Genomic DNA, 15,889 nt, shown 5'->3' with positions numbered 1-15,889 from the left:
ACACATAGACCAGCGCGTGGGGCCCGCGGGTTCCTGCACTGGAGGCTTTCGTACGCAAGCGCCCGAAACCCTTCACACTTTAAGCCGTTCCGACGTTGCACGGGGAACGTCAGGTAACACCAAAACCGGCCATTCTGCGCGCCGCGATCCGTTGATCGCTGTCGCCGCAATGCCGGTCACTCAGCGCCGGCGGTCGCCCCAATCAAACCGGTCCTTCGTTAAGGCCGCACAGTGTCGAAAGACTCGGCCTTAACCAAACCCCCGTCGTCGAAGTAATCGCCGAACGTTAGCTCGAGCTAACAGGCGGACAAACCATCCCCGTCCACAGGGCCTCCGATCATTCGAGAACATCCCTTCTGCGTTGCGCGATTGCATCGGCCAGAGCAGTGTATCTGTAGGGACCCACCGTGAAGGTTTCGGTGAATGTTCTTTTGATACCTTCGCTAGGATCGGAATCAGGGCGCAGCTCTCCGCCTTCGTTCTCCCACGCACCAATTTCGCTCTTGGCAAAATCTGCTTCACGCTGATCATCGGGTTTGCTGCAAAGGCTCGCACCGATCAGCGCAAGCTGGTGGGCAATGTCCTCAAGGGCGAGAACCATCCGTTCCTCAACGGTTGCGTCGGCGCGGCGTTGGTCGCGGGCCTGGACTTCGGTCGGCGTCATGTCACACCTCTTGAGTTCGAAAACGATCGCGTCACAGCGAATGTCGCCGTTTGAACTCGCGCTCAACCAGCCTTATGACTTCATCTTCGTGGCTTTCGCTGTCTAGCGGAACCTCGTTCGCTCGCGCAGCGCGGTTCTGTACGATCCTCGCCTTGAGCTGCAGGATTACCTCAGGATCAGCATCAGCAAGAAAGCCGATCAAGGCCCGCAAAATCTGCTCCTGCGCCTCAACTTTGCGCTTGACCAAAGCAAGGTCATTTGTGTGATCGGCATCCACCCTGTCATTCTTCCAAGCTCTATCCTGCTGCTGATCGGAAGTGACGGGCCACTCGCGAACCTCGTCACCCGCAGACGTAAATGCCGAGAAAGACGGTGGAGTTTTACCGGGGGTTTTGGGCATAGTCGCCTCCACATGAGCGGGAGACGCTATCTCTCAGCCAGGTCATGCCCATGGATGCGGATCTGGTCATTGGAATATGGGTTGAAATGCGCAGCAAACAAGGGCCCCGGCGAGGTAGTGGCTGCGCGAAGTGCCATGCTCAGGAGGTTACGGCGCGCGATGCAGCAAGGTGCTTGATCATGACGCTGGTGCCTGGATGTGCAGCCGTCACAATGACCGTAGCTTGCAACTGCTTTGCCAAGGCTTCGACTATGCTGGTCCCGAGTCCGGGCGGGGCGTCCTGTGACTTGCCGACCCCATTGTCTGTCACTTGAAGCAACCAGCCTTTGGCCAAGGAGCGGAAGGTGACGTGGATTTCGCCCCCAGCTTTGTGATCGGGGAAGGCATGCTTGAGCGCATTGATCACCAGTTCGGTCACGATCAGTCCCATGCTGACAGATGCTTCAGCGCTGAAAACTGTATCGTCGACCGCAATCGATAACTTCAGGTGCTCAGGCTCTAGGATCATCGAGGCACCTATGCTTGCACAAAGGGTCGTCAAATATTCTGCCAGGGCCACCCCTTCCGCTGTTGATGTGGTCAGGTGCTTTTGCAAACGCGCAACGGCCATGACCCGTTCATGGGCTTCCTTGAGATGACTACGTGCCTCCTCGGACTGCACCCGGCGCGCACCCAGCATCAGGACGCTCGCTATGATCTGAAGGCTATTGGCGACCCTGTGCTGAAGTTCCTGAAGAAGCACCTGTTTCTGCTTGATGAGATCGTCTTTCTGATCAGTCAGCAGTCGCGACTCTGAAACGTCCGCAATCGCCAGCAAGAGGCCGACTTCGTGGTCCGCCCCATAGGCAAGGCGCTGTGCGTTCAGCACGAGATGATGCAAACGTCCTGGGCGTTGAAGATCAAGTTCGTACGCTTCGATAGCAACGCTTCCCGCTATTGTGGTGGTCAGCAAGGAGCGTAAGCGTGGAAGGTTCCACTCCCCCGCCCCCAAATCCAGTAGCTTGCGCCCGGAAACCTCCTTGGGATCGAGATCAAAGAGGGTGCAGAAAGATCCGCTGGCCGCTCTTACCGTCAGGGAAGGATCCATCAGCACCAACGGCGTGCTTGACGCAAGAACGATCGCAAGCCCTAACCCGTCCGGGGCATGCATCGAAAGTGATTGGGCAGGTGCCATTGACCGGAATCCTCGCAAGGCCGCAGAGGCTGCGCAGAAACTTGGCTGAGAGATTGCAGCGCAAATGCAGGCCAAGTGGCCACAGAGCGTCGGTCAAGACTGGTCATAGCACGAGACGACCTTGGAAAACTAATGCTTTGTTTGGCTTGTGATGTGCGATGGACACGCTGGTACGAGCAGCTGCCTCCATTCTTCGGCCAGTTCAGCCGGATGCCAGGTTGCCAATCAGCCAAGCCAGCAAAACGATCAGGGCCAGAGCTTGGCCCAAGACTACGACCGCTAATATAGCTTCTGCTAAGGAGTATTTTGGAGGGCGAATGATCGTTCCGTTCAGCAGATGATCCTGCGACAGGAAATTGCCCCGGGTTCAACAGCCTCAATGGCGAAAACGCAATGAAGGTCCGTTTTCCTTATATCTGTTGAATTATCCCGCTCAAACGCCGTGTGAATTGGTACGCACGGGGAGTTGTTTATTCATTTGGGTTGAGTCGCTCTCTCCTTGTAAACGACCACTCTGATCACCATGTTGGGCATACCGGCGCTGGGCGATGCATGGCCCGGCTGAGAGACCTCCGTGCTCCCGCAAAAACGGAGCACCGCCATGGATCTCAATCAGCTACTTTATCATCATCAGGTGGCCCTGATAGAGGCGCAGACCTCTGTTTCTGCAAACTGCTTTGATCTTGTCGCCCACTATCGCTCCCGGATCGCGAAGATGAGAAAGAGCTTGGACAGTCCCGATGTCCCGCTGTGGGTACAAGCCATGCTCGGAGGCTCAAGTTCTTGCCCCCCCTTTGGCCTATTGGAGAATGCAGATGCGCGCTTTGACAGAATTCTACCTCGAACGCGTGGCACAATGCGCCGATGAGGCGAAAACGAGTGGCCTTGCCAATCAACGGACTAAATTCCTGCACGCCGAGGCCGCCTGGCAAGCTCTGGCCAACCGCAGCGCCCGCAATGAACGGGTGCAAGCGGAACGTGAGCTAGTTTGACTGCGTTCGCTGCACTGTTGCGGCGGAAGACATGGCTTCGCGATCGGAAGCCTTGAGTGCTTGGGTGCGCAGGTGGTCAAAATTCCCGGTGGAGACTTTGTAGGTCACGTCGCAGCTTGTGTACGCAGCTTCCCTGCATTTACGCCAAGGCGGGCGTCTCAAGCCACTCGGCGCTGGTTGCCCTGTTCCTCAATGACTTGATCGATCCAACGTTGATCCAATCGCGGGAGAAGACACCGTGAGGGAACATCACGAGTGCCGCGCCTGACCGGCAAACCTTGGCTGGGAGCTACTAGTTGATCCCGGCTGGCGAATGTCCGCTATCCCGCTTCCACAGGTGCCGCCTTTCCGGTCAGTCCGCAGACCCGGCCATTGTAGGGGTAGCTTACCCCGTTCCACGGATGACGGGTTTTGGCGTAGCCAGTCCTTCACGCAAGCGACGCTGAAAGGCAGATTTGTCCCAGACCAAGCCTTCCACCGTTCCCAAAAGCCCAATGAACCAACGGCAGGAATCGATCACGACAAACTGATGCTCGAACGTCCAGAATCGAGGCGACAACTGCCACGCCTCTGTTTCCATTTGCACCTGCGGCAGCTTCCTAACCCAAAGCACTCAGCCAGCAATGCCGAAAGTAATCCGGCGACGTTCGGACTCCTGATCAAAGGCATTGTGCATCGCCATTTCCCGAACAGTTAAGCAGCATGCACCATTGCTACCCGCACATGCTCGGGCTTCAGAGGCATCTGTCGTATCGGCTTCCCGGTTGCGTCCATGACCGCTGCGGCGATGGCGGGCGAGGCGAGAGCGTTGGCACTCTCGGAGCCTTGGCCGTAGGTGCCGACGCTGGAATTGTCGGTGATCACAACCTGCAGTTCCGGCTTCTCAGCCATCGTGAGGATGGGGTAGCCAGACCAGTCCGTTGCTGTCACCGCGCCCTTATCGAAGCTCAATTCCTCATGTAGAGCCTGGCTTACACCCATCAGGCACCCAGCCTGGATCTGTCGGCGCAGCTGGAGCGGGTTGATCACGATGCCCACGTCGGCAACGATCGTCATGCGCTCGACCCTGACTTCGCCGCTTGCGGGAATGACCGTCACCTGTGCAGCGCAGGCCCAGTAGCCGTTGTCGCGCAGCATGATTGAAACGCCTTGCCCCCTGACCGGATCGCTGCCCTGGCTTCTGGCCTGCGGTGAGGGCGATGGGCGGTTCTCCCACTTCGCTTCGGTGCGCAACCGCTCAAGGATGGCCACGAAACGCGGGTCGCTGACATGGTCGAGCCTGAACTGGAGCGGGTCCTTGCCTGCCAGCATCGCCGCTTCACTGATCGCAATCTCGCGCGGGCAATTCTGCTGGAATTGAATGGGGGTGCGCATGGAATGGCTGCGCAAGCCCACCATGCTGCTGGCTCCGGTCTGGCCGGGATGCGCGCCTCCCTTGGCTTGTTCGTGCACTGCAGGCACTGCGCCGTAGACCCAAGTGTCGTTGACGGTCAGGACCGTGCTCTGGAAGCCGTAAGTCGTGTCAGACGAGGGTGCGGGGATAGCCGGCATGCCTGCCAGCAACGCGCCGACTAGGCGATCGTCCTGCATCCCTGGCCCTGTGTGCGATGCTTCATAGGCAGAGATCTTTCCGGCATCATCAAGAGCGATGCGGATGTCCGAGATCATCGCCGGTGATTGCGTCGACCATTGCATGTCGTCAGCGCGCATCCATTGCACACGCACAGGCCGGCGCAATTCGCGCGAGAGCAGGACCGCCTCGTCTTCGCTTCCGGCGCTGCCGCCGTTGGAGCGGCCATAGTGCCCCGCGCCCGGATAGGTGCGCACCACCACCTTGTCTTCATTGCTGCCCAGCATCAGTGCAATCATCCGTCGCAAGTGCTGGGGATTCTGGCTATGGGTGTGAAGCCAAACCGAACCGTCCTCGCGATAGTCGGCAAGGCTGACCATCGGGCTGATCGGGGCGTGTTTCTGGTATGGCATCAGATAGCTGGCCCGAAGTTCGCGCGTTGCCTTGACCGACGAAGCCTCGCCCTTGTTCGCGCGACCATCTCGTACCGGTGTGGGGTCTTCAGCCGCCAGCGTTCGCAGATGGTCTTCCAGGCGCTCGTTGCTGGGCAGTCCTTCCCACTTTGACCACCCGCTACCGTCTGCGACCGACTGTGCAGCCTGAACCGCCTCCCATTCGTCGGGAGATACAACGGCAAGCAGGTTGCCGATCCTCACCAGTCGTGCGCCGGGGAACTGCGAGTGATCCAGCTTGCCCGGTGCGATCAGCGTCGATCCCAGCGTTGCCGGGTGGATCGTGCGGGCATGGAGCATTCCGGGCAATGTCACGTCGCCTACCCACACGGTCTTGCCCGCAACCTTGGGTGCGATCGAAGGGTTGAGCACCGGCTTGCCGATGATCGTGTAGTCCTTCACTGGCTTCAGCGGCGGATCGGCATCAACGCGCAGGCCCGTGGGCATGGTCAGGTCACCGGCAATTGGGATGACCAGTTGCAGGTCTTCGCCCTTCAGCAGGTCGCCGTAGCTGATCTTCTTGTTTTCACCGGAGATCAGGCCATCACGAACCGTCAGGCTGGCGCGTGGCACCGCAAGCCGCCTCTCGGCAAGTTCAAGCGAAGCCTCGCGCATCAGCGCTGCGACCTTGCGCAGGTTCTGACCGTAGCGAAGCAATCCGAAGGTGCCGCCGCCGTCGGGCGTGCGATCGGTGTCGCCCGAGACCACTTCGGTCATGGCATCCAGCGGAACGCACAGTTCCTCTGCCACGATCTGGCGATAGGCGGTGTAGACCGTGCTTTGCCCGAAGTCACACTTGCCGGTGCGCAGCAGGACGGTGTTGTCGGCGCGGATTTCGATCCAGCCCTGAACAGTGGCTGCTGAGCGCGTCTGCGTGCGGGTCAGAGCGCTTGCCGCCTGTGCCATGGCGCCTCGGCCCGTCATGGCAAAGACAGCGGCCAGCGCGCCTCCTGCAGCCAGGACGCCCCGCCGGCTCACGCCAGTCAGCCGGGCACCGTGCACGCTCATGTCGTAGACGATGGCGGTTGAGTACTTGCCTGGCGTCTCGGTCATTCCGCTGCTCCTTGCGCCATGAGCTGTGCCGCACGGTGAACGCCCTCGAGTATCGCGGCATAACTTCCGCAGCGGCACAGGTGCGGCGACGGGCCTGAAGTGGTCAGAGCGTCGCGAATGTCCTGATCAGACGGCTTGGGATTGGCCTCAAGCAGTTCGGTGACCTTGATCATCATCCCGAACTGGCAGATCCCGCACTGAGGCACCTGTTCGTCGATCCACGCTTGCTGCACTGGATGAAGCGTGTCTGCGGACAATTTGCCCTTCTGACTGGCCCAACGTTGGGGGAGGCCGTCCACGGTGGTCACCGGTTTGCCGTCCAGCGCCGAAATAGGGGTCACGCAAGCACGCACTTCCTCATCGCCCAACAAGACCGAACAAGCGCCGCATTGGGCAAGTCCGCATCCAAATTTGACCCCCATGACTCCCAGTTCATTGCGCAGGACGTAGAGGAGCGGGGTGTCAGGCGATGCCTTGACCTCACGCTGCTGACCATTGACCACGATGGTGCTCATGTCGCTACTGCCTTTCCATTTGCCTGCCAGAATTAGAGCCTGTCAAAGACCAGTCGCTGCCTCACCAGCAGGAGTGTAGCGCGCTCCTTCCACGCTTACGGTCGCCAGGAGAGCTTCGATCTCGGCAAGATCCTTAGGCGAGAGGGCAATGTCTGCTGCGCCAAGGTTTTCCTCGAGCCGATGCAGCTTGGTCGTGCCAGGGATCGGCACGATGAAGGGCGCTTTGGCCAAGAGCCATGCGAGCGCGATCTGCGCAGGGGTCGCGCCCCGGTCGGCCGCGATCTTCTTCACAAGGTCCAGCAACTTCAGGTTGTGGGCGAAGGCTTCTGCCTGGAAGCGTGGCAGGGTGCCGCGGAAGTCACCTTCCGCCACCTGCTCGGCGCTGGCGATACCGCCAGCAAGGAAGCCTTTGCCGAGCGGCGAATAGGGCACGAGACCGATGCCGAGTTCGTGGCAGGCATCGAGAATGCCGTTTGTCTCTACCTGCCGCGTCCACAGCGAGTATTCGTTCTGCAGCGCCGCCACGGGCTGCACCGCGTGGGCGCGCCGCACCGTGGCCGCGCCCGGCTCCGACATGCCGAAGTGCCTGACCTTGCCCTCTGCGATCAGGTCCCGCACGGTGCCCGCCACGTCCTCGATTGGCACCTTGGGATCGACGCGGTGCTGGTAGAACAGATCGATCGCATCGACACGCAACCGCTTGAGCGAGGCATCGCAGACGCGGCGGATCTGTTCGGGGCGGCTGTCTACGCCGCGCATTGCGCCACTGTCGGGGTCGATATCAAAGCCGAACTTGGTCGCGATCACGACTTCGTCGCGGAACGGTCCAAGCGCTTCGCCGACCATGTCCTCGTTGGTCCAAGGGCCATAGACTTCGGCAGTGTCGAAGAACGTGACGCCACGTTCGAAGGCTGCGCGGATCATGGCAATGCCATCAGCGCGCGACAGCTTGCTGCTGTAGCCGAAGTCGATGCCCATGCAGCCATAGCCGAGGGCGGAAACGGACAGGCCAGATTGGCCCAGAGTGCGATTATGCATAGCTCAACTCCTTGAGAATGAGGTTCAACCGGGCAACCGGATCTTGCCCGCAAACATTGCGGCGATGACGCCGCCATCGATCAGCAGATCGGTGCCGGTCACGAAGCCGGCATCCGGTCCAAGCAGCCATGCGCAGGCGAGCGCGATCTCTTCAGGCGGCGCCATCCGGCCGGCAGGCGACGCATCGACCATCGCCCGGTAGCCATCGCCGATCGGGGATGAAAGTTCGTGGCGCGCGAGCGGGGTCACCACGATGCCGGGACTGATCGCATTGACCCGCGCGCCCCGGCTGCCCCATGACAATGCCGCCGCCCGCACCCGCAGCGCGTTGGCGCGCTTGGCGAGGCAATAGGCGACCATCGAATCCGGCACGGACTCACGCCCGAGGAACGGCAAGGCAAGCAGGTCATCGACGGGCGTGAAGGCCAGTGCCTGTTCCTGATCAGCTGGAAGCTGGGGCAGCATGTGGCCGGCCATGCTCGAGACGAGCAAGCCCGCCCCGCCGGGTGCAATCACGCTTTCGAACACCTCGAACACCAGAGCCGAGCCGTATAGGTCGACTTCAAGCACCCGCTCGGGCCCAGCCAGGTTGGGTGATACACCAGCGGTGTTGACGACCTGGACGACCGGGCCAAGGGCGGCTGCGCACGTGGCCAGCGCTTTAACCGAGACGCGCAGGGTGGTGTCTACCGGCTGTGTTTGCACCTGATAGCCAGCATCGGCGAGGCGCTGTGCGGCGGCATCGAGGACGGCCGCGTTGCAATCTGCCAGCAGCAGCATGCGGCCCAACCCCTGCCTACGTGCGATTGCCTCGCCGATACCGCCCGCGCCGATGATTACTACAACGTCCATAGATCACTCTTCCTGCTCGAGACCGGCATTCATCCGCGCGACTTGCCGCCAACGGCATTGCATCTTGGAGAGGAGCATAGACCAAGTGATTATTGCCGATTAGACGTGTCTTTCTGCATGAACCTATATCGAAACGAGATAAATGATGCGCGATGAGCTGGGCGATCTGTCGACGTTTCTGGTCGTCGCCGAGGAGCGCAGCTTCAGCCGTGCGGCGGCGAGGTTGGGAACGTCGCAATCTGCGATCAGCAATGCCGTGCGCCGGTTGGAAACCCATCTCGACATCAAGCTGCTTGCGCGCACAACGCGCAGCGTGAGCCCGACCGAAGCTGGAGAGCAATTGCTTGGCACCCTGCGGCCAGCACTGGGCGACATCCGGCAGCAGCTCGCCTCGCTGGCCCAGCTACGCGAGCGTCCCTCGGGCATGGTTCGCATCACCACCAGCCGTCACGCCGCGCAAACGGTCTTGTGGCCGGCAGTCGACGCGGTGCTGGCCCGCTATCCCGAGATTCAGATCGAACTGTCGATCGATGGTGCTTTGACCAACATCGTGGCGGACAGGTTCGATGCCGGTGTGCGCTTGGGCGAGAGCCTGGAAAAGGACATGATCGCGGTGCGCATAGGCCCGGACCTGCGCATGGCCGTGATCGGTGCGCCCGACTACCTTGCAAAGCATGCGCCGCCGAAAACGCCACGTGACCTGATTGCGCACCGCTGCATCAACTTGCGCATGGCGACCCGCGGCAATCTCTATGCGTGGGAGTTCGAAAAGGCGGGGCAGACGCTGAACGTGCGCGTGGAGGGGAGTGTGATCGTCAATGACAGCGCTCTGGCAATCGAGGCGGCACTGGCTGGTCATGGCCTCGCCTGTGTGATCGAAGATGACGACCTGCGCGCACACCTTGCATCTGGGCGACTGGTGCGCTTGCTTGCAGACTGGTGCCCGCCTTTTGCCGGCCATCACCTGTATTATCCTGATCGGCGCAATCTCTCGCCTGCGTTTCGCGTGCTGCTGGAGGAGTTGCGTGCGAGGGCTCGGCAAGAAGGCTCGCAGCGTCGCGAGCAAACAAGGACGCGTATGTAAAAGATGGGCCAAGTGATGCCACATTCGCCAAGTTTCGCCCTTGGCTATTTTGCTAATGAGAAGCTCAACGGAATGACAGGTGGGCTTGGATCACGTTAATCGAGTGAAGCGTTACAAACGTGAATGAACGACCGCTCTCGACCCCATGCTTCGGCCCGCTGAACGTCGCTTTTCAAGGCGGCTTCTGCCTTGATGTTGAGAGCCACACCAACGGGAGGTTTGGGCGCTTACAGTCAAAAAGCCTCTCGCCCCTCGGCAATGTTGAGTAGTTCAGAGAAAACGAAAGTCGCCGGTGCGCGTCCTGAAGCTGGAACCAGTTCGCGCAGAAGGCCATTATCACGTAGGTCACGGATGATCTTTCGCGCCGTTGCCGGTGGAATTTGGGCCGAGGCTATAAAATCCGGCGTTTGGAAGATCGGGCGCTGGAAGATCCAGTCGAGGGCGCGGACCGCATATTGCGAGTGGGTGATCTCCACCACCCAATCTCGCTTGTCCTGATGGAGGGCAAGGATCGCCTGTGCTTTCTGGGTGTTGGCATCTGCCTGGGTGATTATGCCGCGCAGGAAGAAGGCCGCCCACCCGCTCCAGTCATCGTCACGGGAGACGGCGAGCATGCGGTCGTAATATTCGTCGCGATTGGCTTCGAGATATTCCGAAAGATAGAAGTTCGGCCGCGAGAGTAACCCGTGGGCGTAGAGGAACAGCGGGATGATCAGCCGCCCGATGCGCCCATTCCCGTCAAGAAACGGATGGATCGACTCAAACTCGGCATGGACGATGGCTAGTTGCACCAGTCGGTCTGGCGCGTCGGCGTGAATATAGGCTTCCCAGTCTGCCATTGCGCCGTCGAGGCAGTCAGCACCGGGTGGCACAAAGCGCGCCTGTTCAATGGTACAGCCTTCTGGCCCGATCCAATTCGGGATGCGGCGGTATTCGCCGGGATCTTTGTTGCGGCCGCGAACGCCATCCATTAGCACACGATGAGTGGCTTTTATCAGCCGCTGCGATAGCGGAAGTTGTTTCATCAGACTTTCTGCCTCGCGCAGGGCGGCGCGGTAGTTCAGCACTTCGCGCGCGTCGGCCTTCTTCGGTGTGCTCTCGTCAAACAGATGGCCCTGGGCTTCAAACTCCAGGACTTCACCCAACGTCACCTGCGTTCCCTCGATCTTGCTGGACAGCACAGCTTCGCGGGCGGTTAGAGGTGACAGCAGGATATCGGGATTTGGAATGCCTGCGAGGACACCCTCATACCGTGCAATCGCGGCATTTGCAGGTCCAACCAGCGGAAAAAGTGCGCCAAGATCAAGCGCGGCTGGCGGAAATCGTCCTTCGTGATAGGCAATAGGCAATGGCGTCTCCGTCAGACCATCATGGACTGGCGAGCGAATCACACGCTCGCCGCTTGTTGATCGTCTATCGACAGTTACATCACTTGATGATCGCAGAACACGGTTTCGCTCACATCAAACTTTACTGATGTTCGTAGGCGATCATCAAACCCACTGGCAAAATCCACATCCAGATGGCGAGAGGATTCGGTTGGACGCTCACGTTTCTTGATCTGGCCGTCATGGGGCCGACGGCCAGCACCCAGTCCCCGAACGATCAATGAGCGCGAAGGCCTCCTGAACCTACGGCAAGTGCCGCCGGACAATTCTTTGCCCGGAACGGCAGCAATGGACGGCGGAATCTGCTGCACCAGAAAGAACCGACACAGCTGACTTGAATTTGGTGCAGAAGGCATTGCTGAGTCCGTCCTGAGGGCTGCCTCAGCTCAACAACGTCTGGTTAGCCTCCGGCACCCGTTCCTGATGTGTCAGCAACATCTCGTAAGCGCGGCCTAACACGGTATGAATAATCGCCGGACGCAGGTCGACCTGAATTGCGCCCCGTCTGCCCGATGCGGCTTCGCAGTACAGCCCTTTCAGCGCTTCGGCAGCCAGGAAAACTGCTTGATCGTGATAGACCGCTTCGCTTTTCAACAAGGAGACCGCAATCGTCGCGCGGGTATGGTCGATCCCGAGTTGCGCGAAGAGTTGATCGCGAAGCTCCTCGGTCAAAAATGCGCCTTGGCGAAGCACCTTGTGCAACTTGGTCCGAAGAAGTCCAAGCCTGTCCGCCATATGCGCCAGGGGGATAGCCTGGCGGGCAAGCTCGGCGTTGATCAGGCGCTTGTAACGTGACTGCTCGGTTTCCGGTTCAGCAACTCCTACGGCATCCACGTTCCGTATGACAGAGGACGAGTTGAAGACCGTCTCTGGTGTCATGGCCCCATGCAGCATCGAAGTTCCCCTTTGATCGCATGGCATCATATCCAGCCTTTTACGGTCAACATTATAATCGGCTTATCTCTCTGCATTGAATGCCAAACCCTTCGGCACGGTGCGTACCAAGCGCGACTCGCCACTCGGCAAATTGGTGCCAAGAACCGGGATCAGCATTTTCCGATCTTGGTCCTGGAATCCCTGATCTCGGGAATCTCCGTCCCCCACCGCCGCAATCCCCGACTCCAAGTTACGCAAGATCGCGCGCAGCGCGTCCCCACTTCCTGGAATTCTGCCATCAGCCGGCGCCTTTCCCATTGCTCTCGGCCCATCGTGAACGCTTCGTGAATTCGCCTGCGGACAACGCGGCGACCTTTCACGAATGGAGCCAAAGACCAATGACAAGCAGTTGGAAAGGAAAGGGCACGGTCCTCCTCCAGGGCGCAGCGATCGTGGCCATTGCCGCCGGCCTCGGAAACGAGATGGCCATGGCCGGCAACGATCAGACATTCAACACGGCCCTGCTCAAGTTCACCGGCTTCCTCCAGGGCTCGGGCGGTAAGATCATCACCGTTCTCAGTCTGGCGGGCGGCGTCGTCGGCCTCGCCGCCGGGCGCTTCAGCCTCGCGCAGATCGCGATACCTGTCGGCGTGGGCGTGGGCGTCGGCACCGGCGTGCCGATCGTGACCGCCGCGATCACCGCAACCATCTGAACTCCGATCGGCTCTGGCTCGCGAACCCCTCGGGACGTGACAGCTACAGCCGGAGGGTGGCGACGTGACCATGCACAGCTACATCGTGCCTCAGCACCTCGACGATCCGGAACTGATCGGATTTTGGACTCTCGACGAGTTCCTTGGCCTGATCGTCCCCTTCGCCTGGGGAATCCTGTCCCAACATATTCTGATCGGTCTCATGATGAGCGTGCTGGCCTGGTGGGGATTGCGCAAGTTGAAGGCAGGTAGGGCGGTGTCGTGGATTGTTCACACGGCCTACTGGCATCTGCCGGGCGCCTTCATCGGGCTCAAGGCCACGCCACCCTCACATCTTCGCATCATGGCAGGGTGAGGCAGCGGACCATGGATCTTGCGATAACCCACCAGCAGTCGCAGCGCCTGCTCAAACAGCGCAACCTGCTTGCCGCGAGCTCGCTCGGCTTGTTCGCAGCGTCGCTGCTGCTGGCCTTTGCAGCAGCCGGACAGAGCCGCGAGATCGTCCTCCAGCCCGTCCTGTCGCGACCGCTGACCATCACTTCGGGCAAAGTCAGTCGCGATTATCTCGAGCTTGTAACCCGCGACGCGGCCTTGCTCATGCTCAACCGCTCGCCGTCCAATCTCCAGTACTGGATGGACGCGGTCCTGGCCCTGACCGACCCCAAGGCACACGGGCGCATGAAGGCGGAACTGCTCAAGGTCGTGACCGACCAGAGCGGCTCGAGCGTCTCGCAGTATTTCACGATGGAGCAGCTCACGGTGGATCCTGCGAGCCTCACCAGCGAGGTCAACGGAACCTTGCACACTGTCGCCGGCTCCAAGGAAGTGAGCGCGGAGGCACGGACGTTCCGGTTCGTGTGGACCTACAGCGGGGTGTCGCTTCGCTTGGTTGCCTTTGGCCAGGTACAGCCCGACCAGAAGCAAGGCGAGGACGCATGATGCGCGCGCCTTCCACGCACCGCACTGCCGCTCACTCCGCTGTTCCCACCAGCACGCCACGGATCCCGCCGTCCAGAGCAGCCTTCCGCGCGCGCTTGTCGGGGACTGTGTTGATCTACATGTGCATGGCAGCAAGCCCGGCCGTTGCCGACCAGTCCGTACTCGCGGCAGACAATGGCACGATTGGCTGCGTCGCCTCGGCCAAGGACCTCACCCGGATCAGTCTTGCCGGCGACCAGTTCGCTTCGGTATCGAAGATCTCCACGGGAAACGCCGACGACGACTTCAAGATCGTCAACGAACCCACGCGTGGTGACATCTACCTCTCGGTCCCGGACGGTTATGGGAAGCCGAAGCTCTCGTTCTTCGGCACGACCCGCAAGGGCTACGTCTACAAGTTCGTCTGCGACGTCAGGGGAGATGAAGCCGAGCAGCTGTTCGTTGCCAATAGCGCCATCCAGGCGGAGGAAGCGCGTCAGACCGTAGGATCGGTATCGCCCGAGGAGGAGGCGACGCGGCTCGTCCAGGCGATGTACCGCGGCGAAGCCCTCGAAGGCTTCGAGCAGGTAGCCGATGTGCTGGCGCCGGTGCGGATCGGCAAGCTCGAAGTCCAGCAGATCGGACAATATCGCGGAGAGGACCTGCGTGGCTTGGTCCTTCGCGTCCGCAACACGTCACGCGAGGTTATCAGGATCGACGAGCAGGTCCTCTCGGCCCGCGGCGCCGTCGCCTTCATGGCTCCGGTCAGCGACCTCGCCGCGAACGCGAGTTCGGCGGTCTACCTCATCCAGAAAGCGGGAGCACGCTGATGAAGCTCGCCGGTCTTTTTCGAAAGAAGCAGCGTGCGCTCGATGGCGCGGCAACAGCCGACACGACCCCGGGCGATGTCTCCCCGCTCGGCGATGCCAATGCGATCAACGAAGCCGAGCGGCGCAAGCAGGCCTTGCGCTTTACCGGCATCGGCCTGTTCGCGCTGGTGGCAGGATCACTCTACATTTTCTCGGGCGAGGACTCTCCGGACGGTGCGTCACCTGACGCTCTGGCCTCCGGCGTGTCGGTTGACGAGATGGTCAACGGCAACATGGCCGAGAAGGAGTGGCGAGCGCAATCCGAAGCACAGATTGCCGCGATCGAGACGGAATTGCGCACGCTTGGTGCCCGCGCCGAGCGTGCAGACCAGCTGGAACAGCAACTGGCGGACGGAGCAGGGGAGGGCAATGGAAGTGCCGTTTCGGCGGACACGCAGCGAATCCTGTCGGCCTATCAGGCCGAGAACGATCAGTTACGCGCGGCGCTCGACGCGGCGCGCCAGTCTCCGGTAACTGCGCCAGCAGTTCCCGGAAGCCTGTACGGGCCGGGCGCCGCCTCGTTTGCCCCGAGTGGGACGACGCCAGCAGGCGAAGCAGCGGCCGCGGCCGCCGGGTTCGGTCCGCAGCGCAAGAGCGAGGTCAGCCTGGTCACGTTCGGGGAAGGCGCCCCGGGAACCGGATCTCCGGTGCCCAAGGGCAACACCGTCTATACCGACAGTGCCAACTACTTGCCGCCCAATTCCATTGCGGTAGCCCGGGTCATTGTCGGCGTCGATGCCAATGCCGGGGTGCGCAGCGAGACCGATCCGCTCCCGGTTGTCCTGCGCATCACCGGCCCGGCGCGCTCGGTCTATGACCGGGGACGTCTGCTCAAGACCGAGATCAGCGGCTGCCTGGTCAACGGCGCGGCGCGCGGCGACCTCTCCTCGGAAAAGGTCTACGTCAAACTCCAGCGCATGACCTGCCCCCAAAAGGGCGGTCGCTATGCGGTGTCGGACGTCAAGGGCTTTATCGCGTTTGGCGGGAAGACCGGCGTGCGTGGCCGCGTGGTGAGCCGCGAAGGTGCGCTCGTCGGTCAGGCGTTCCTGGCAGGCCTCGCTGGAGGCTTTGGCCGAGGCTTTGCTGCCAACAGCAGCTCTCTGCTCACTGGCAGCACGGTCAATGTCAATGGCGAGCGGCAGAAGCTCGGCACCGGAGACATCCTGCAGGGCGGGATCGGCGAGGGCGTCGCGACTTCTGGCGACATGGTCTCGAAGTACCTGATCGAGCGGGCCGAGCAGTACCAGCCCGTGATCGAGATGCCGACCGGCATCGATGTCGAAATCGTGTTTCTCGAAGGCGTGTTCATCCAGGGCTGAGGAGGCCGCAAC

17 protein-coding genes are annotated in these 15,889 nt (G+C 60.9%); 7 read left to right on the top strand and 10 right to left on the bottom strand.

From position 1 onward, the window contains the following. Positions 1–337: 337 nt before the first annotated feature. From NJ75_RS21520 to NJ75_RS21510, 3 genes are all read right to left on the bottom strand, one after another. Complete coding sequence (locus NJ75_RS21520) at positions 338–664, bottom strand: hypothetical protein (protein ID WP_039338004.1); 327 nt, start codon at positions 662–664, stop codon at positions 338–340. Positions 665–695: 31 nt separating this feature from the next. After that, positions 696–1,064 (bottom strand): hypothetical protein, encoded by a 369-nt coding sequence (locus NJ75_RS21515; RefSeq protein WP_156135916.1) that lies wholly within the window; start codon positions 1,062–1,064, stop codon positions 696–698. A 139-nt stretch (positions 1,065–1,203) separates the two neighbouring features. Then, a complete protein-coding gene (locus tag NJ75_RS21510) occupies positions 1,204–2,238 on the bottom strand; it encodes a sensor histidine kinase (protein WP_197423759.1) in 1,035 nt (344 codons plus the stop codon). Between the two features lie 815 nt (positions 2,239–3,053). On the opposite strand from NJ75_RS21510, the gene NJ75_RS24560 reads away from it, so the two are divergent. Further along, positions 3,054–3,230, top strand: coding sequence for a hypothetical protein (locus tag NJ75_RS24560; protein ID WP_156484064.1), 177 nt, complete (start codon positions 3,054–3,056; stop codon positions 3,228–3,230). Between the two features lie 693 nt (positions 3,231–3,923). On the opposite strand, the gene NJ75_RS21500 is transcribed toward NJ75_RS24560, so the two are convergent. Genes NJ75_RS21500 through NJ75_RS21485 form a run of 4 tightly spaced genes read right to left on the bottom strand, consistent with a single transcriptional unit; the run spans position 3,924 to position 8,710 of the window. After that, on the bottom strand, positions 3,924–6,305 hold the full coding sequence (locus NJ75_RS21500; RefSeq protein WP_052242733.1) for a xanthine dehydrogenase family protein molybdopterin-binding subunit: 2,382 nt from the start codon (positions 6,303–6,305) through the stop codon (positions 3,924–3,926). Then, positions 6,302–6,820, bottom strand: coding sequence for a (2Fe-2S)-binding protein (locus NJ75_RS21495; RefSeq protein WP_039337997.1), 519 nt, complete (start codon positions 6,818–6,820; stop codon positions 6,302–6,304). The genes NJ75_RS21500 and NJ75_RS21495 overlap by 4 nt, the downstream gene beginning before the upstream one ends. A gap of 42 nt (positions 6,821–6,862) precedes the next feature. Beyond that, positions 6,863–7,858 carry an aldo/keto reductase gene (locus NJ75_RS21490; RefSeq protein ID WP_039337996.1) on the bottom strand — a complete coding sequence of 332 codons (996 nt, stop codon included), beginning with the start codon at positions 7,856–7,858 and terminating at the stop codon, positions 6,863–6,865. A gap of 24 nt (positions 7,859–7,882) precedes the next feature. After that, complete coding sequence (locus NJ75_RS21485; protein WP_039337994.1) at positions 7,883–8,710, bottom strand: SDR family oxidoreductase; 828 nt, start codon at positions 8,708–8,710, stop codon at positions 7,883–7,885. Between the two features lie 142 nt (positions 8,711–8,852). Between NJ75_RS21485 and NJ75_RS21480 the strand changes: the two genes are divergently transcribed. Further along, the gene (locus NJ75_RS21480) at positions 8,853–9,794 is read left to right on the top strand and encodes a LysR family transcriptional regulator (protein ID WP_039337993.1); all 942 of its coding nucleotides are present in this window, start codon (positions 8,853–8,855) and stop codon (positions 9,792–9,794) included. A gap of 233 nt (positions 9,795–10,027) precedes the next feature. On the opposite strand, the gene NJ75_RS21475 is transcribed toward NJ75_RS21480, so the two are convergent. The 3 genes from NJ75_RS21475 to NJ75_RS21470 all read right to left on the bottom strand — a co-directional run bounded on the left by NJ75_RS21475 (position 10,028) and on the right by NJ75_RS21470 (position 12,076). Beyond that, on the bottom strand, positions 10,028–11,143 hold the full coding sequence (locus NJ75_RS21475) for a Fic family protein (protein ID WP_039338022.1): 1,116 nt from the start codon (positions 11,141–11,143) through the stop codon (positions 10,028–10,030). Positions 11,144–11,217: 74 nt separating this feature from the next. Then, entirely contained in the window at positions 11,218–11,538 is a 321-nt protein-coding gene (locus NJ75_RS24555; protein WP_156135915.1) for a hypothetical protein, read from the bottom strand. A 25-nt stretch (positions 11,539–11,563) separates the two neighbouring features. Beyond that, entirely contained in the window at positions 11,564–12,076 is a 513-nt protein-coding gene (locus NJ75_RS21470; protein ID WP_039337992.1) for a hypothetical protein, read from the bottom strand. Between the two features lie 380 nt (positions 12,077–12,456). Between NJ75_RS21470 and NJ75_RS21460 the strand changes: the two genes are divergently transcribed. The 5 genes from NJ75_RS21460 to NJ75_RS21440 all read left to right on the top strand — a co-directional run bounded on the left by NJ75_RS21460 (position 12,457) and on the right by NJ75_RS21440 (position 15,877). Next, entirely contained in the window at positions 12,457–12,771 is a 315-nt protein-coding gene (locus tag NJ75_RS21460; RefSeq protein WP_039338020.1) for a hypothetical protein, read from the top strand. Positions 12,772–12,841: 70 nt separating this feature from the next. Then, positions 12,842–13,126 carry a type IV conjugative transfer system protein TraL gene (gene traL / locus NJ75_RS21455; protein ID WP_039337990.1) on the top strand — a complete coding sequence of 95 codons (285 nt, stop codon included), beginning with the start codon at positions 12,842–12,844 and terminating at the stop codon, positions 13,124–13,126. An 11-nt stretch (positions 13,127–13,137) separates the two neighbouring features. Continuing rightward, positions 13,138–13,710 (top strand): type IV conjugative transfer system protein TraE, encoded by a 573-nt coding sequence (locus NJ75_RS21450; RefSeq protein ID WP_039337988.1) that lies wholly within the window; start codon positions 13,138–13,140, stop codon positions 13,708–13,710. Between the two features lie 125 nt (positions 13,711–13,835). Continuing rightward, positions 13,836–14,519, top strand: a complete 684-nt coding sequence (locus tag NJ75_RS21445; RefSeq protein ID WP_236727224.1) for a type-F conjugative transfer system secretin TraK — start codon at positions 13,836–13,838, stop codon at positions 14,517–14,519. Next, positions 14,519–15,877 (top strand): TraB/TrbI/VirB10 family type IV secretion system protein, encoded by a 1,359-nt coding sequence (locus NJ75_RS21440; protein WP_039337986.1) that lies wholly within the window; start codon positions 14,519–14,521, stop codon positions 15,875–15,877. Before NJ75_RS21445 ends, NJ75_RS21440 begins: the two co-directional genes overlap by 1 nt. The last annotated feature ends 12 nt before the right edge of the window (positions 15,878–15,889 follow it).

The organism is Novosphingobium subterraneum, from assembly GCF_000807925.1.
GTDB classification, from domain to species: domain Bacteria; phylum Pseudomonadota; class Alphaproteobacteria; order Sphingomonadales; family Sphingomonadaceae; genus Novosphingobium; species Novosphingobium subterraneum.
Note: the sequence above shows the minus strand (reverse complement) of the source record. Positions and strands in the feature narration are given on the sequence as shown.

Coding starts and splice junctions, on each gene's coding strand:
- NJ75_RS21495 (WP_039337997.1), bottom strand. CDS start 6,820: ATGAGCACCATCGTGGTCAATGGTCAGCAGCGTGAGGTCAAGGCATCG.
- NJ75_RS24560 (WP_156484064.1), top strand. CDS start 3,054: ATGCGCGCTTTGACAGAATTCTACCTCGAACGCGTGGCACAATGCGCC.
- NJ75_RS21450 (WP_039337988.1), top strand. CDS start 13,138: ATGGATCTTGCGATAACCCACCAGCAGTCGCAGCGCCTGCTCAAACAG.
- NJ75_RS21485 (WP_039337994.1), bottom strand. CDS start 8,710: ATGGACGTTGTAGTAATCATCGGCGCGGGCGGTATCGGCGAGGCAATC.
- NJ75_RS21520 (WP_039338004.1), bottom strand. CDS start 664: ATGACGCCGACCGAAGTCCAGGCCCGCGACCAACGCCGCGCCGACGCA.
- NJ75_RS21500 (WP_052242733.1), bottom strand. CDS start 6,305: ATGACCGAGACGCCAGGCAAGTACTCAACCGCCATCGTCTACGACATG.
- NJ75_RS21510 (WP_197423759.1), bottom strand. CDS start 2,238: ATGGCACCTGCCCAATCACTTTCGATGCATGCCCCGGACGGGTTAGGG.
- NJ75_RS21490 (WP_039337996.1), bottom strand. CDS start 7,858: ATGCATAATCGCACTCTGGGCCAATCTGGCCTGTCCGTTTCCGCCCTC.
- NJ75_RS21440 (WP_039337986.1), top strand. CDS start 14,519: ATGAAGCTCGCCGGTCTTTTTCGAAAGAAGCAGCGTGCGCTCGATGGC.
- NJ75_RS21515 (WP_156135916.1), bottom strand. CDS start 1,064: ATGCCCAAAACCCCCGGTAAAACTCCACCGTCTTTCTCGGCATTTACG.
- NJ75_RS21480 (WP_039337993.1), top strand. CDS start 8,853: ATGATGCGCGATGAGCTGGGCGATCTGTCGACGTTTCTGGTCGTCGCC.
- NJ75_RS24555 (WP_156135915.1), bottom strand. CDS start 11,538: ATGCCTTCTGCACCAAATTCAAGTCAGCTGTGTCGGTTCTTTCTGGTG.
- NJ75_RS21445 (WP_236727224.1), top strand. CDS start 13,836: ATGGCAGCAAGCCCGGCCGTTGCCGACCAGTCCGTACTCGCGGCAGAC.
- NJ75_RS21470 (WP_039337992.1), bottom strand. CDS start 12,076: ATGCTGCATGGGGCCATGACACCAGAGACGGTCTTCAACTCGTCCTCT.
- NJ75_RS21460 (WP_039338020.1), top strand. CDS start 12,457: ATGACAAGCAGTTGGAAAGGAAAGGGCACGGTCCTCCTCCAGGGCGCA.
- traL (WP_039337990.1), top strand. CDS start 12,842: ATGCACAGCTACATCGTGCCTCAGCACCTCGACGATCCGGAACTGATC.